The organism is Streptomyces sp. ActVer (assembly GCF_027270795.1).
GTDB classification, from domain to species: domain Bacteria; phylum Actinomycetota; class Actinomycetes; order Streptomycetales; family Streptomycetaceae; genus Streptomyces; species Streptomyces umbrinus_A.
In genome coordinates, this window is sequence record NZ_JAPWHT010000072.1 from 16,953 (window position 1) to 31,178 (window position 14,226).

At 70.5% G+C, this 14,226-nt stretch carries 9 protein-coding genes; 4 read left to right on the forward strand and 5 right to left on the reverse strand.

The window, feature by feature from the left end:
- Positions 1-45 precede the first annotated feature (45 nt).
- The 3 genes from nhaA to O3Q52_RS14750 form a co-directional block, all read right to left on the reverse strand.
- The gene (gene nhaA, locus O3Q52_RS14740) at positions 46-1,482 is read right to left on the reverse strand and encodes a Na+/H+ antiporter NhaA (protein ID WP_269649233.1); all 1,437 of its coding nucleotides are present in this window, start codon (positions 1,480-1,482) and stop codon (positions 46-48) included.
- Between the two features lie 200 nt (positions 1,483-1,682).
- Positions 1,683-3,680 carry an acetate--CoA ligase gene (acs, locus tag O3Q52_RS14745; RefSeq protein WP_269649234.1) on the reverse strand — a complete coding sequence of 666 codons (1,998 nt, stop codon included), beginning with the start codon at positions 3,678-3,680 and terminating at the stop codon, positions 1,683-1,685.
- Between the two features lie 260 nt (positions 3,681-3,940).
- Entirely contained in the window at positions 3,941-6,310 is a 2,370-nt protein-coding gene (locus tag O3Q52_RS14750) for a bifunctional SulP family inorganic anion transporter/carbonic anhydrase (protein ID WP_269649235.1), read from the reverse strand.
- Positions 6,311-6,635: 325 nt separating this feature from the next.
- Here O3Q52_RS14750 and O3Q52_RS14755 point away from each other — a divergent pair, with 325 nt between their 5' ends.
- Positions 6,636-7,973 (forward strand): hypothetical protein, encoded by a 1,338-nt coding sequence (locus tag O3Q52_RS14755; protein WP_269649236.1) that lies wholly within the window; start codon positions 6,636-6,638, stop codon positions 7,971-7,973.
- Between the two features lie 34 nt (positions 7,974-8,007).
- On the opposite strand, the gene O3Q52_RS14760 is transcribed toward O3Q52_RS14755, so the two are convergent.
- Positions 8,008-8,988: an ATP-binding protein gene (locus O3Q52_RS14760; protein ID WP_269649237.1), complete on the reverse strand. Its 981-nt coding sequence runs from the start codon at positions 8,986-8,988 to the stop codon at positions 8,008-8,010.
- A 100-nt stretch (positions 8,989-9,088) separates the two neighbouring features.
- Here O3Q52_RS14760 and O3Q52_RS14765 point away from each other — a divergent pair, with 100 nt between their 5' ends.
- Positions 9,089-9,940, forward strand: a complete 852-nt coding sequence (locus O3Q52_RS14765) for an oxidoreductase (RefSeq protein WP_269649238.1) — start codon at positions 9,089-9,091, stop codon at positions 9,938-9,940.
- A gap of 382 nt (positions 9,941-10,322) precedes the next feature.
- Here the strand turns inward: O3Q52_RS14765 and O3Q52_RS14770 are convergent, their stop codons facing one another.
- Positions 10,323-11,147, reverse strand: coding sequence for an HAD family phosphatase (locus O3Q52_RS14770; RefSeq protein WP_269649239.1), 825 nt, complete (start codon positions 11,145-11,147; stop codon positions 10,323-10,325).
- Between the two features lie 583 nt (positions 11,148-11,730).
- On the opposite strand from O3Q52_RS14770, the gene ssd reads away from it, so the two are divergent.
- Together ssd and O3Q52_RS14780 are read left to right on the forward strand one after the other, a co-directional pair.
- Positions 11,731-12,834, forward strand: coding sequence for a septum site-determining protein Ssd (ssd, locus tag O3Q52_RS14775; protein ID WP_269649241.1), 1,104 nt, complete (start codon positions 11,731-11,733; stop codon positions 12,832-12,834).
- 29 nt (positions 12,835-12,863) lie between these two features.
- Positions 12,864-14,159, forward strand: a complete 1,296-nt coding sequence (locus O3Q52_RS14780; protein ID WP_269649243.1) for a TadA family conjugal transfer-associated ATPase — start codon at positions 12,864-12,866, stop codon at positions 14,157-14,159.
- Positions 14,160-14,226 lie beyond the last annotated feature (67 nt).

Here is a 14,226-nt window from a genome sequence, read left to right on the forward strand (position 1 = left end):
GGACCGGGCGTATCGGAACGTGCGTAACGGACCGTGCGTGTCAGATCATGCCGGACCGTCGTTCTCCTCGCTTGCCCCGCCCGTCACTTCGGCAAGCCTTCGGTGCTCGGCGGCCTTGCGCTCGTGGATCTCGGCCATCCGCAGGTGGTAGGCGGGGTTGTCCTGTTCGTAGATGTCGGGGATGCCGTCGAGGTCCTCGTCGCGCTCCTCGTCCTCCCACAGCCTGCGGTACTTGGCGTTCCGTATCTTCAGCAGGACGCCCGACAGGACGGCCGCGATCAGGGAGCCCATCAGGACGGCGGCCTTGACCTCGTCGGTGAGCGCCTGGTCGCCGTCGAAGGCGAGCTCCCCGATGAGCAGCGAGACGGTGAAGCCGATGCCGGCGAGCGAGGACACCGCGAAGACGTCGGGCCAGGCCAGGTCGTCGGAGAGCGAGGCCCTGGTGAAGCGGGCCGTCAGCCAGGTGCCGCCGAAGATGCCGACCGCCTTGCCGACGACCAGCCCGAGCACGACACCGAGGGTCTCCGGCCGGGTGAACACCTCGCCGAGCGCGCCGCCCGACACCGCGACCCCGGCGCTGAACAGCGCGAACAGCGGTACGGCGAGGCCCGCCGACAGAGGGCGCACGAGATGCTCGATGCGCTCGCCGGGTGAACGTTGCTCGCCTTCGTCCTTGCGGATGGTGCAGCGCAGCATCAGACCCATCGCGACACCGGCGATCGTGGCGTGGACGCCGCTGTTGTACATCAGCCCCCAGATCACCAGGGCGAGCGGTACGTACACGTACCAGCCGCGTACGCCCCTGTGCAGCAGCAGCCAGAAGACGCCGAGGCCGACGGCGGCGCCGCCGAGCGCCGCGAAGTTCAGGTTCTCGGTGAAGAACACCGCGATGATCAGGATCGCGAAGAGGTCGTCGACGACGGCGAGCGTGAGCAGGAAGGCGCGCAGGGCGCTCGGCAGCGACGTACCGATGACGGCGAGGACGGCGAGTGCGAAGGCGATGTCGGTCGCGGTCGGTACGGCCCAGCCGTCGAACGAGCCGCCGCCGGTGACGTTGACCAGTGTGTAGACGAGCGCGGGCACGGCCATGCCGCACAGCGCGGCGACGACCGGGAGCGCGGCGGCCCGCGGGTCCCTGAGGTCACCGGCGACCAGCTCGCGCTTGAGCTCGATGCCGGCGACGAAGAAGAATACGGCGAGGAGGCCGTCGGCGGCCCAGTGCTCGATGGAGAGGTCCAGGCCGAGCGAGGCGGGTCCTACGTGGAAGTCCCTGACCGACTCGTAGCTCTCCCGGATCGGGGTGTTCGCCCAGATCAGCGCGGCGATCGCGGCGGCGAGCAGGAGGACGCCGCCGACCGTCTCGGTACGCAGCGCGTCCGCGACGAAGGTCCGCTCGGGCAGGGAGAGCCGTCCGAGGACCTTGTGGTTCTTGGCGGGCGCGGGCACGAGATCGACCTCCGGTCGGTAGGCATCACTGAGCACTTGCCGACCAGACTTCCCGGCGCACCTTTTGAGATCCCTGGGATCTCGGGGTTCTCTTTGTCGTGTTTCTCTTGTCGCGTTGTTTACGCGTTTCTCAGCCTACCCAAGATGCGGCCGGTCCCATCCGGTGATCTTCAGGCTAGACGCGAAGAGGGGCACCCGGCGCGTCCGGCGCCGGGTGCCCCTCTTCCAGCCGTACGTCAGTCCTCGCTGGCCGCCGCCGGGAGCTTGGTCTGGATGAGGTCCATCACCGTGGAGTCGGTGAGCGTGGTGACGTCACCGAGCTGACGGTTCTCCGCGACGTCGCGCAGCAGCCGGCGCATGATCTTGCCCGAACGGGTCTTGGGCAGCTCGGCCACCGGCAGGATCCGCTTGGGCTTGGCGATCGGGCCGAGGGCCTTCGAGACGTGGTCGCGCAGGTCGCCGACGAGGCTCTCGGTCTCCGACGCCGTACCGCGCAGGATCACGAAGGCCACGATCGCCTGGCCGGTCGTCTCGTCGGCCGCGCCCACGACCGCCGCCTCGGCGACCGACGGGTGCGAGACGAGCGCCGACTCGACCTCGGTGGTCGAGATGTTGTGCCCGGACACGAGCATCACGTCGTCCACCCGGCCGAGCAGCCAGATGTCGCCGTCGGCGTCCTTCTTCGCGCCGTCGCCCGCGAAGTACTTGCCCTCGAAGCGCGACCAGTACGTGTCGAGGAACCGCTGGTCGTCGCCCCAGATGGTGCGCAGCATCGACGGCCACGGCTCGGTGAGCACGAGGTAACCGCCGCCGCCGTCCGGCACTTCCCGCGCCTCGTCGTCGACGACGGTCGCGGCGATACCGGGCAGCGCGCGCTGCGCCGACCCGGGCTTGGTCTCGGTGACACCGGGCAGCGGCGAGATCATCATCGCGCCGGTCTCGGTCTGCCACCAGGTGTCCACGATCGGCGTGCGGTCGCCGCCGATGTGCTTGCGGTACCAGATCCACGCCTCGGGGTTGATCGGCTCACCGACGGACCCCAGGACCCGCAGGCTGCTGAGATCGAACTTCGCGGGGATGTCGTCGCCCCACTTCATGAACGTACGAATGGCCGTCGGCGCCGTGTAGAGGATCGTCACGCGGTACTTCTGGACGATCTCCCAGAAGCGCCCCTGGTGCGGGGTGTCCGGCGTGCCCTCGTACATCACCTGCGTCGCGCCGTTCGCCAGCGGCCCGTACGTGATGTACGAGTGGCCGGTGACCCAGCCGATGTCCGCCGTGCACCAGTAGACGTCGGTCTCCGGCTTGAGGTCGAAGACGGCGTGGTGGGTGTACGCGGCCTGGGTGAGGTAGCCGCCGGAGGTGTGCAGGATGCCCTTCGGCTTACCCGTCGTCCCCGAGGTGTAGAGGATGAACAGCGGGTGCTCGGCGTCGAACGCCTCGGGGGTGTGCTCGGCGGACTGCTTCGCCGTGATCTCGTGCCACCAGACGTCACGGCCCTCGGTCCATGCGACGTCCTGGCCCGTACGCCGCACGACGAGCACCTTGTCCACGCCGTCGACCCGGGAGACCGCCTCGTCCACGGCCGGCTTGAGCGCGGAGGGCTTGCCGCGGCGGTAGCCGCCGTCCGAGGTGATGACCAGCTTGGCGTCGGCGTCCTGGATGCGGGTCGCGATGGCGTCGGCCGAGAAGCCGCCGAAGACCACGGAGTGTGCGGCGCCGATTCGGGCGCAGGCCAGCATCGAGACGACCGCCTCGGGAATCATCGGCAGGTAGATGGCGACCCGGTCGCCCTTCTCGACCCCGAGCTCCGTCAGGGCGTTCGCCGCCCGGGAGACCTCGTCCTTCAGCTCGGCGTACGTGATGGCGCGGCCGTCACCCGGCTCGCCCTCGAAGTGGATGGCGACCCGGTCGCCGTTCCCCGCCTCGACGTGGCGGTCCACGCAGTTGTACGCGACGTTGAGCCTGCCGTCCTTGAACCACTTGGCGAACGGCGGGTTCGACCAGTCCAGGGTCTCGGTCGGCTCGGTGGCCCAGGTCAGTCGGCGGGCCTGCTCGGCCCAGAAGCCGAGCCTGTCAGCCTTGGCCTGCTCATACGCCTCCGCGGTGACGTTGGCGTTCGCGGCCAGGTCGGCGGGCGGCGCGAACCTGCGCTCTTCCTTCAGCAGGTTGGCCAGGCTTTCGTTGCTCACGACATCTCCCTTTCCCAGGGTGTCCGTTGTGTCCCAGGCCACAGCTCATCAGACGGGGACCCCTGGTGACAAGGGCCGTCCGGGAATTGGTTTAGACCTGTGGGCAGGATCATGTGTGCGTGCGGCCTCCCGCGGACACGGGGGGCCACACGTTCTCACGGACGGGGAAGGGGCGAGGTTCAGGCTCGCGGGCGGGGCGGGCCTCGGGAGAGCGCCGGGCGGGCCTGTGGGAGAGGGCCCGCGGGCTCCTGGGAATGGGCTCGCGGGCTCCTGGGACGGGCGGTTCGGGCGGGTGCGGCGGTTCAGGCAGGTGTGTCGTGCAGCGCCGTCGCCGCGACCCGGTCGAAGACCTCGCCGTCCGGCTCCTCGTGGTGAGCGCGCTCCGTGAGGAGATAGGCCTGGGCCTCACCCACGTGGAAGTACATCCCGTGCAGTTCGAGCGCGCCCTCCTGCAGCGCGCGGGCCACGGAGTCGTGCGCCCGCAGATGCTCCAACTGCTGCACCACGTTGGTCAGACAGAGCTGCTCGACGGCGTCGGCGGGTGCCCGACCGGCGATACGCGTCCAGGGCCGGTCCTTGGCGGCCATCCGCTCCAGACTCGGCAGCCCGTGCCGCAGCCACCGCTTCAACGGCGTCTGCGCGCCGCCCGGTTCGGTGTTCATCAGCGCCTGCATGGCCCCGCAGCCGGAGTGCCCGCACACGGTGATGGACCGCACCTGCAGCACCTCCACCGCGTACTCGATCGCCGCCGCGACCGAGTCGTCGGCACTCTCCTCGCCGGGGGGCGGTACGAGATTGCCGACGTTCCGTACGACGAAGAGGTCGCCCGGGCCGCTGGAGGTGATCATCGACGTGACCAGCCGGGAGTCGGCACAGGTCAGGAAGAGCTGGGAAGGCTGCTGCCCCTCCCGCGCGAGCCTGGCCAGCTCGCCGCGCACCAGGGGTGCGGTGTTGCGCTGGAACGAGCTGATGCCGCTGGCCAGTTGGTGCCCGCTCTGACGCGCGCCCTGCGGGGCGCTCTCGGGGCGCTCGCAGTGGTGGTTGCGCCAGGGCGTCCAGGGCCGGCAGTGGCAGTGCGAGGTCTCTCCGGTGCCCCCCTGGACGTGGGGCGCGGCCAGCCGGGCTCCGGTGCGTCCGGTCAGCTCGACGGAGCCGCCCTGAGCGAGGTGCGTGCTCTGCCAGTCGTGCAGCGATTCGTACGCCGCATGGTCCATGAAGGAGCCGTCCAGCTCGACCACGGCATCGGCACCCTGGGGCACGAGATGAAGGGTCCGGCTGAGGCGCGGCACGGCGAGGAACGTCAACTGCCCGCGTACGCGTACGTGGTGGACGCCCGCCGAGTCCTCGTCGTGGGTGATCCGGGTGCGGGTGAGCCGGTGCAGGGCGACTCCGACGGCCACGGCGATCCCCAGCAGGACGCCCTCCAGTACGCCTAGGACGACGACGGCGAGGGTCGTGACCGCGTACACCAGCACCTCTCGGTGGCGGGTGACCGTCCGGATGTGGTGCAGGGACACCATCTGGATGCCGACGGCCATCACCAGGGCGGCGAGCGCGGCGAGGGGGATCAGCTCCAGGACCGGGACCATCAGCAGGGCGGCGACCACCACCCAGACGCCGTGCAGCATCGTGGAGTTCCGGCTGACCGCGCCCGCCTGCACGTTCGCCGAGCTGCGCACGGCCACGCCTGCGACGGGGAGCCCGCCGAGCGATCCGGAGACGATGTTGGCGGCGCCCTGTCCGAGCAGCTCGCGGTCGAGGTCGGAGCGCTTCTGCTGGGTGGGCCGCCCGGCCGTGAGCTTGTCCACGGCGACGGCGCCGAGCAGCGACTGGACGCTGCACACCAGCGTGACGGTGAGGACGGCGGCGGTGATCCCGAGCGCGGGGCCTTCGGGCAGTCCGGCCAGGGCGTGGCTCCGCCAGGACGGCAGGTCGACCTTGGGCAGGGTGAGCCCGGCGAGCGCCGCCGTCGTGGTGGCCGCGGTGACGGCGACGAGCGCGGCGGGCACCTTGCGAAGGGCCCGGCCCACGCGTCCGGGAATCCGGGTCCAGGCCAGCAGCACGACCAGCGTCAGGGCGCTCATCGACAGCGCGGCCACCTGGGGGTGGGCCAACTGTCCCGGCAGCTCCCGAATGTTGGCGACGACCGAGCTGCGCGGGGAACCGCCGAGCACGATGCGCAGCTGGGCGACGGCGATGGTGATGCCGATGCCGGCGAGCATGCCGTGCACGATCGCCGGGCTGACGGCGAGGGCGGAGCGGGCCACGCGCAGGAAGCCCAGGCCGAGTTGGGCGAGACCGGCGAGGACGGTGATGGCGCAGGTCGTACGCCAGCCGAACTTCTGGATGAGATCGGCGGTGACCACCGTGAGCCCGGCGGCGGGGCCGCTCACCTGGAGCGGGGCGCCGCCGAGGCGGCCGACCACCAGCCCGCCCGCGGCGGCGGCGACGAGCCCCGCCTGCAGCGGGGCCCCGGTGGCGAGGGCGATGCCCAGGGACAGCGGAAGGGCGATCAGGAAGACGGCGATCGAGGCGGACAGATCGGCGCCGGCGATGTGAGGGACATGGGGAAGCCGGGGGGTTCGGCGGCGGGGCTCGGGCGGGCTGTGCGGCCGCCCCTCGTCCGGCATGTGCGATGAGTCGTCGGTGCGGGTGGGGACGCAGGCAGGCATGGTTCCCGTCTTCCTCCGGGGCTACGCGGTCGCTTGGGGCGCGGCCGTGGGTCACGGTGTACAGCGGCGGGATTTCTCAACGCTCGGTAAATGAATCGTAATGGAGAGTAAAGGACGTGTGCGAAAAAGTAGCGCAAATGGGTCAACGATTCACTCCAGGGAGTGATTAATCATTTTGAGCGGCTTGTCGTACTAATTCATTCCGGGATCCCTGCGATCTTGGGGAAGCTGTCGGTTTCTGTCCGTTTTCTCGGGGATATCCGGGATTTCACCGCACGGAATCCCTTCCGCTTCGGCCCGAACGAAGGAAGAAGGTGGGCGGAACATGGCCACCACTCAGAGGATCGCCGCGGGTGTCACGGCCGCCGCGGCCTGCGCCGCCGCGCTCGCCGGCTGCGGTATCGGTGACACCGGCGCCAAGAAGGGCGTGCACGGCGACGGCGCTCGCAGCGCGACGAAGGCCGCGGGCGCCCCGGCACCCAGGAACGCGGTCCGTCTGATCGGCGACGGCTCCACCGCCTTCACCGGCGCGCAGCCGCATCTGCCGCGGCCCGAGCGACTGAAGCCCGGTCAGAAACCGCCCCAGTTCGTGGTCTTCTCCTGGGACGGGGCCGGCGAGGACAGCCAGCGGCTGTTCTCGCACTTCCGCAGGGTGGCCAAGGCCAACAACGCGACGATGACGTACTTCCTGAGCGGTGTGTACATGCTTCCGGAGGCGAAGCGTGAGCTGTACCGGCCTCCGCAGCACTCACCGGGCCGCTCGGACATCGGCTTCAATGACGAGCAGGGCATCAAGGACACCGTGCGGCAACTGCGCGGCGCCTGGCTCGAGGGCAACGAGATCGGCACGCACTTCAACGGCCACTTCTGCGGCGGCGGGGGCGGCGTGGGCCAGTGGTCGGTCGAGGAGTGGAAGGACGAGATCGCCCAGGCCAGGTTCTTCGTCAAGTCCTGGAAGAGCACCACCGGTACGGCGAAGGGCTCCCCGTTGCCCTTCGACTACGACAAGGAACTCATCGGCGCCCGCACGCCCTGTCTGGAGGGGCGGAAGAACTTCATGCGCGCCGCCCGGGAGCTGGGCTTCCGGTACGACACCAGTGGCGTCAACAACCAGGTCTGGCCCAAGAAGGAGAAGGGCCTGTGGGACCTGTCGATGCAGCTCGTCCCTGTCCCGGGGCGCGCCTTCGAGACGTTGACCATGGACTACAACTTCCTGGTCAACCAGTCGGGCGCCACCACCCGGGGCAACCCGGCCAAGCACGCCTACTGGGGCGACCAGATGCGGGACGGCCTGCTCAAGGGCTTCTCCCGCGCCTACAAGGGCAACCGCGCGCCGCTGATCATCGGTAACCACTTCGAGTCCTGGAACGGCGGCACGTACATGCGCGCCGTCCAGGAGACCATCGAGCGCGTCTGCACCAAGCCCGAGGTGCGCTGCGTCTCGTTCCGCCAACTCGCCGACTGGCTCGACGTCCAGGACCCGAAGACCCTGGACAGACTCCGCACCCTCCAGGTGGGCGAGGACCCGAAGGGCGGCTGGACGTCGTTCCTCACCGAGCAGCCGACCCCGGCCCCCGTCTACGAGCAGCCGCCCTCGGCCCCCCTCGCAGAGCAGCCCGCCCCGGCCCCGAAGGGCGTCCCGGGGGCACCGGCGGGCAGGTAGCCCCTCAGGGACGGGCGGCCGTGCGGCGTGAGGCTCAGGTCCTGGCGGTCTCGGCCTCGCGCAGGACGAACTCCGGGTCGACCTGGGCCGCCAGGTCGGCGCCCGTTCGTTCGTTGCCCCAGGACTGGGCGTTCTTCAGGTGGAAGTGGACCATCTGGCGCGTGTAGCGCTCCCAGTCGCGCTGCTCGTACGTGGCGTCGGCGGCGGCCTGGAGGGCGTGCAGCGCACGGCGGTTGCCGTCCTCCAACTGCTCGAACCTGGGCGGGCGGCCTTTCTCCATGGCGCGCACCCAGTCCGAGTGACCGACCGTCAGCAGCAGGTCGTCGCCGACCTCACCCCTGAGGAAGTCGATGTCGTCCTGCCCCTGCACCTTGTTGCCGACGACCTTCAGGGTGACGCCGAAGTCGCGCGCGTACTCCTTGTACTGGCGGTAGACGGAGACTCCCTTCCGGGTCGGCTCGGCGACGAGGAACGTGATGTCGAAGCGGGTGAACATGCCGGACGCGAAGGAGTCCGAGCCCGCCGTCATGTCGACGACGATGTACTCGCTCTGGCCGTCCACGAGATGGTTCAGGCAGAGCTCCACTGCACCGGTCTTGGAGTGGTAGCAGGACACTCCCAGGTCGGCCTCGGTGAACGGGCCGGTAACCATCAAACGGACGGCGCCGCCGTCGAGTTCCACCGGCCGCGCGCAGGCCTCGTACACCGGGTTGTCCTCGCACACCCGCAGCAGACGGGAGCCCTCGCCGGGCGGGGTCGTCTTGATCATCGTCTCGGTGGACGTGATGCGCGGGTTGGAACCGCGCAGGTAGTCCTTGATCAGCGCGAGCCGGTCGCCCATGGCGGGCAGCCGCTCGGCCTCCTCGTCGGTGAGGCCGAGCGCGGGCCCGAGGTGCTGGTTGATGTCGGCGTCCACCGCGACGACGGGCGATCCGGTGGACGCGAGGTGGCGCACGAAGAGCGAGGACAGGGTGGTCTTGCCGCTGCCGCCTTTCCCAACGAAAGCAATTTTCATGTTCATTAAGGTAGCGGTGTGACGGCGTCCGGGGGCCGTCACACGTGAAGAAGACCACTCATTAGTGGGGTGCGGGCCTGGTGTGCGTAGGGTCGTACTCATGAGTACGACAGGTGGGAACGCCGACCCGCTCGCGGCGCTGGGGTCGCTGCCCGGCGTGGCCGAATCCGTGGAGTCCGTGCGCAAGGCCGTGGACCGGGTCTACGGGCACCGCATCATGCGGCGCCGCAGCAACGCGATCACCTCGGAGGCGGCGCTGCGCGGCGCGCGCGGGTCCGCGGCGCTGTCCGGTGCCGACTGGGCGCTCGAAGAGGTGCGCCGGCGGGCCGACTTCAGCGGCGACGACGAGGCCCGCGTGGTGGGCTCCGCGCTCAGGCTGACCGCCGAGGCGGGCCAACTCCTGTCCATCTGGCGGCAGTCGCCCCTTCGGGTACTGGCGCGGCTGCATCTGGTGGCCGCCGCCGACAAGGGGGACGTGGTCGGGCGTCCACGACGGGACGGTGAATCCGTCACGGAGACGGCCGCGGCCGCCGCTGCGGGACCGCCGTTGATCGAACTTCCGCTGCCGGACGCGGCCGAGGTCGAGGGCCGTCTCGACGGTCTGGCGCGGCTGGTCATCGCGGGGGGCTCCGCACCCGCCCTGGTGACCGCCGCGATCGTGCACGGCGAACTCCTCGCGCTGCGCCCCTTCGGTTCCCACAACGGCCTGGTCGCGCGCGCGGCCGAACGTATCGTCCTGGTCGGCAGCGGTCTCGACCCCAAGTCCGTCTGCCCGGCGGAGGTCGGTCACGGGGAACTGGGCCGCGCGGCCTACGCCGCGGCCCTCGAAGGCTATGTCTCCGGCACTCCGGAGGGCATGTCCACCTGGATCGCCCACTGCGGCAGGGCGATCGAACTCGGCGCCAGGGAGTCGACGGCGGTGTGCGAGGCGCTTCAGCGGGGGGCCGCGTAGGCCTGCGGGGGCTCTGAATGCCCTGGCCCCTGAGTCCCCTGCCCCTGAACAGGGTTGCGGCGGTACGGGATCCGTACCGCCGCTGGCATGTTCACCCGGTTACCAAGCGTCCTCGAGATACTGCCCATCAGGTCGGGAACTGTTGCCCGTCACCTGGTGCGGCTGGCCCGTAATCGACGGGTCGACGTCGCGTGGGTGCCCGGTGTTCATGCGCGGTCCGTGGGGCCTCGGTTGCGTTTGAAGGTGATCCTCTCGGATGTCCTTGGTCTCGCGGGCCGTTAACCCCTTTGTACTCCAGGTCCGGAGGAAGCGGAACCCCTCGCTGTACTTCTTTACTTTTGTGTCCAAAGGGAATGAATCGGGCACGCTCGCGGCTCGTGGCTCACACGGTTGCCGCGCGCCGACGGCTCGCGTACCAGACCAGACCCGCCGTGGCGGCCGCCGCTCCTATGGCCGCGGCGGCGACGAGGGCCGGCCGGGGCGGCACAGACAGCCGCTGCTTCAGCCGGACCGGGTGGTGGAAGTCGAGGATGGGCCACGCGCGCGCGGTGGCCTCGCGGCGCAGTGCGCGATCGGGGTTGACGGCGTGCGGATGGCCGACCGCTTCGAGCATCGGGATGTCGGTTGCCGAGTCGCTGTAGGCGTAGCAGCGTGAGAGGTCGTACCCCTCGGACGCGGCCAGTTCCTTGACGGCCTCGGCCTTCGTCGGGCCGTAGGCGTAGTACTCCACCTCGCCCGTGAAGCAGCCGTCGTCGCCCACGATCATCCGGGTCGCCACCACCCGGTCCGCGCCGAGCAGTTCGCCGATGGGTTCGACGACCTCGGCCCCCGACGTGGAGACGATCACGACGTCCCGCCCGGCGATGTGGTGCTTCTCGATGAGGGAGGCGGCCTCGTCGTAGATGATCGGGTCGATCAGGTCGTGAAGGGTCTCGGCGACGATTTCCTTCACTTGTTGGACGTTCCAGCCACGGCACAACGCCGACAGGTACTCGCGCATCCGCTCCATCTGGTCGTGGTCTGCGCCGCCCGCGAGGAAGACGAACTGGGCGTATGCGGTGCGCAGCACGGCCCGGCGGTTGATCAGACCGCCTTGGTAGAACGACTTGCTGAAGGTGAGCGTGCTCGACTTCGCAATGACCGTCTTGTCCAGGTCAAAGAAGGCCGCTGTGCGGGGCAAGGAGTGGTTTTCCACGGGGTCGAGCATATGCGCCCGCCATTCGGGCTAGTGTGGGGCGCGTGGGTTTGCCTGAGAGGGCTCTCGGGTACACCATGGAAGTCACGGATCGTTCGCGACCGTGCTAACCCGGTCCGGCTCCTCCCCCCCCGAGTCAGACCGTGGGGACGACCCCCGCTCTCCCCCCCGGCGGGGGTCGTCGCATGTCCGGGTGGGTTTTCAACCAAACTTTTCCGAACGCCGGGCCCTGTTGTGCGGGCTGCGGCGGTCCTCTGTTTCTGCACAGGATTCGTCACTGTGGGTAGCCGTCGCGCTGCTCTAAGGAAGTCGTACAACGCTCATCCATCGGTCACCGGTTTGGGTGAAGGCGATATTCACAACCGCCGAGTTGTCCACAGTTATCGACCAAGATCCACACGATTTCCTGGATCGCTGCACCGTGATTCCAACGCGCACCGCTCGCGGAAGTTCATGGCCGGTTCCGATTGTCCGGCGGCTATGGCCGGTTCGTATCGGCGGTTCATATGGAGGGCCGGTTGCCGGTTCTTCGCGCGGGCGGGAATCGCGGGGCCGCAGGGGCGCCGTGAGGAAGCAGCGAAGGGGGCTGGAGATCGTGGCGGGAGCAATCACGCACGACCGGCTGTCGGCCGCCGAGGGGCGGCAGGGCGGACCGTTGATCGTCACGGAGGACGCGGATCTGCTGGACGACCTGCTGCGGCTGTGCGCCGCGGCCGGCGCCCGGCCCGAGGTCCACCACGGGGTGCCGGAGCGCGGCGGCGGCTGGGAGACGGCACCTCTGGTGCTTGTCGGCGACGATGCCGCGCGGCGGGTGCGGGGAGCCGCGCGCAGACGCGGCGTGGTGTTGGTGGGGCGGGATCAGGACGATTCCGGGGTCTGGCGGAGGGCCGTGGAGATCGGCGCCGACCATGTTCTGCTGCTGCCGGATGGCGAACAATGGTTGGTCGACCGGATCGCCGACGTGGCCGAGGGAGTCGGTCCGCCGGCCCTCACCGTCGGCGTGATCGGCGGTCGCGGCGGCGCCGGTTCCTCCACGCTCGCCTGCGCGCTCGCGGTCATCTCGGCGCGCCAGGGAAGGCGCACGCTCCTTGTCGACGCGGATCCGCTGGGAGGCGGACTCGATGTACTCCTCGGCGGAGAGGCCGCCGAGGGCCTGCGCTGGCCGGACTTCGCCGCGTCGCACGGCCGGGTCGGCGGCGGCGCCCTGGAGGAGTCGCTGCCCTCGCTGCACGCCCTCCGGATCCTCAGCTGGGACCGCGGCGACTGCGTCACGATCGCACCCGAGGCCGTCCGGGCCGTGCTGGCCGCCGCCCGGCGGCGGGGCGGGGCGGTGGTCGTGGATCTGCCGCGCCGGATCGACGAAGGGGTGGCCGAGGCCCTCGCCCAGGTGGACCTGGCCCTGCTCGTGGTGCCCGCCGAGCTGCGCGCCGTCGCGGCGGCCGGGCGGGTGGCGTCCGCGGTCGGCATGGTCCTGAAGGACCTGCGCGTCGTGGTGCGCGGCCCGTACGCGCCCGGTCTGGACGACCGGGAGGTCGCCCGACTGCTCGGACTGCCCCTGGCCGGCGAAGTCCCGGTGGAGACGGGTCTGTTGGCGGCCCAGGAGCGAGGGGCGCCGCCAGGCTCCGACGGCCGGGGACCGCTGGCCCGATTCTGCTCGACGTTCTGGGAGCGGACTGCTGTTGCGGGAGGGGGCGTATGAGCGGGGGTCCGGCTGCGGATGTGGGGCTGATGGTTCGGCGCGCGGGCGGGAGTCCGTCTTCGGACACGGGGCTGTTGGACGGGGTTCGGCAGTGGCTTGCCGAGAGTGGGGCCGAGCCGACTCCCGCGCGTGTGGCGCAGGCCCTGCGGGAACAGGGGCGGGTGCTCGGGGACGCCGAAGTCCTCGGGGCGGCCGAGCGGTTGAGGTCGGAACTGGTCGGCAGCGGGCCGCTGGAGCCGCTGCTCGGTGATCCCTCGGTCACCGACGTGCTGGTCTCGGCGCCCGACCGGGTGTGGGTGGACCGTGGCGGTGGCCTGGAACTGACGGCCGTCTCCTTTCCGGACGCGGCGGCCGTACGACGCCTCGCGCAGCGCCTGGCGGCCGTGGCCGGGCGACGGCTCGACGACGCGCACCCCTGGGTGGACGCCCGGCTCCCGGACGGCACGCGTCTGCACGCGGTCCTGCCACCGGTCGCCGTCGGCTCGACGTGCCTGTCGCTACGGGTCGTACGGCCACGGGCCTTCACGCTCTCCGAGCTGGTGGCGGCGGGGACGGTACCGCCGGGCGGGGACCTGCTCCTTCGGGCGCTGCTCGACGCGCGGCTGTCCTTCCTGATCAGCGGCGGCACGGGCAGTGGCAAGACGACGCTTCTGAGCGCCCTGCTGGGCCTCGTCGGGCCGGGCGAGCGGATCGTGCTCGCCGAGGACTCGGCGGAGCTGCGCCCCGACCATCCCCACGTCGTACGGCTGGAATCCAGACCCGCCAACCAGGAGGGCGCCGGACTCGTCACGCTCCAGGACCTGGTGCGCCAGGCCCTGCGGATGCGGCCGGACCGGTTGGTCGTCGGCGAGGTGCGCGGGCCCGAAGTGGTTGCCCTGCTGGCGGCTTTGAACACTGGCCATGAAGGCGGCTGCGGGACCGTCCACGCCAATGCCGCCTCGGGAGTGCCGGCCCGTCTGGAGGCGCTGGGCACGGCCGCGGGGCTCGACCGGGCCGCTCTGCACAGCCAGGTGGCGGCCGCGCTCTCGGTGGTGCTCCATCTCGTGCGCGACCGGGCCGGGCGGCGTCGGATCGCCGAGGTGCATGTGCTGGAGCGGGATCCGGCGGGGCTGGTGGTGACGGTGCCGGCGCTGCGGTGGGGCGCGGGGGCCTTCACGTACGAGCGGGGGTGGGAGCGGGTGCGGGGGCTGCTCGGCGGCATTGGGGACGTCTGGGACTCCCGGGGAGCCGGGCGCTCCGGGAACTGCGGGACTTGGGGCTCTGAAGGGCGGCGGCCTGGCATCGGTGAGTTCGGTGAAGTCGGCGAGAGGGGTGAGGGGTTGTGACGGGGGTCGGTGAGGTGTCGGTGTCCATGAGTGCGGCGGAGCACATCTTCCGGGTGGTGCCCGGCGC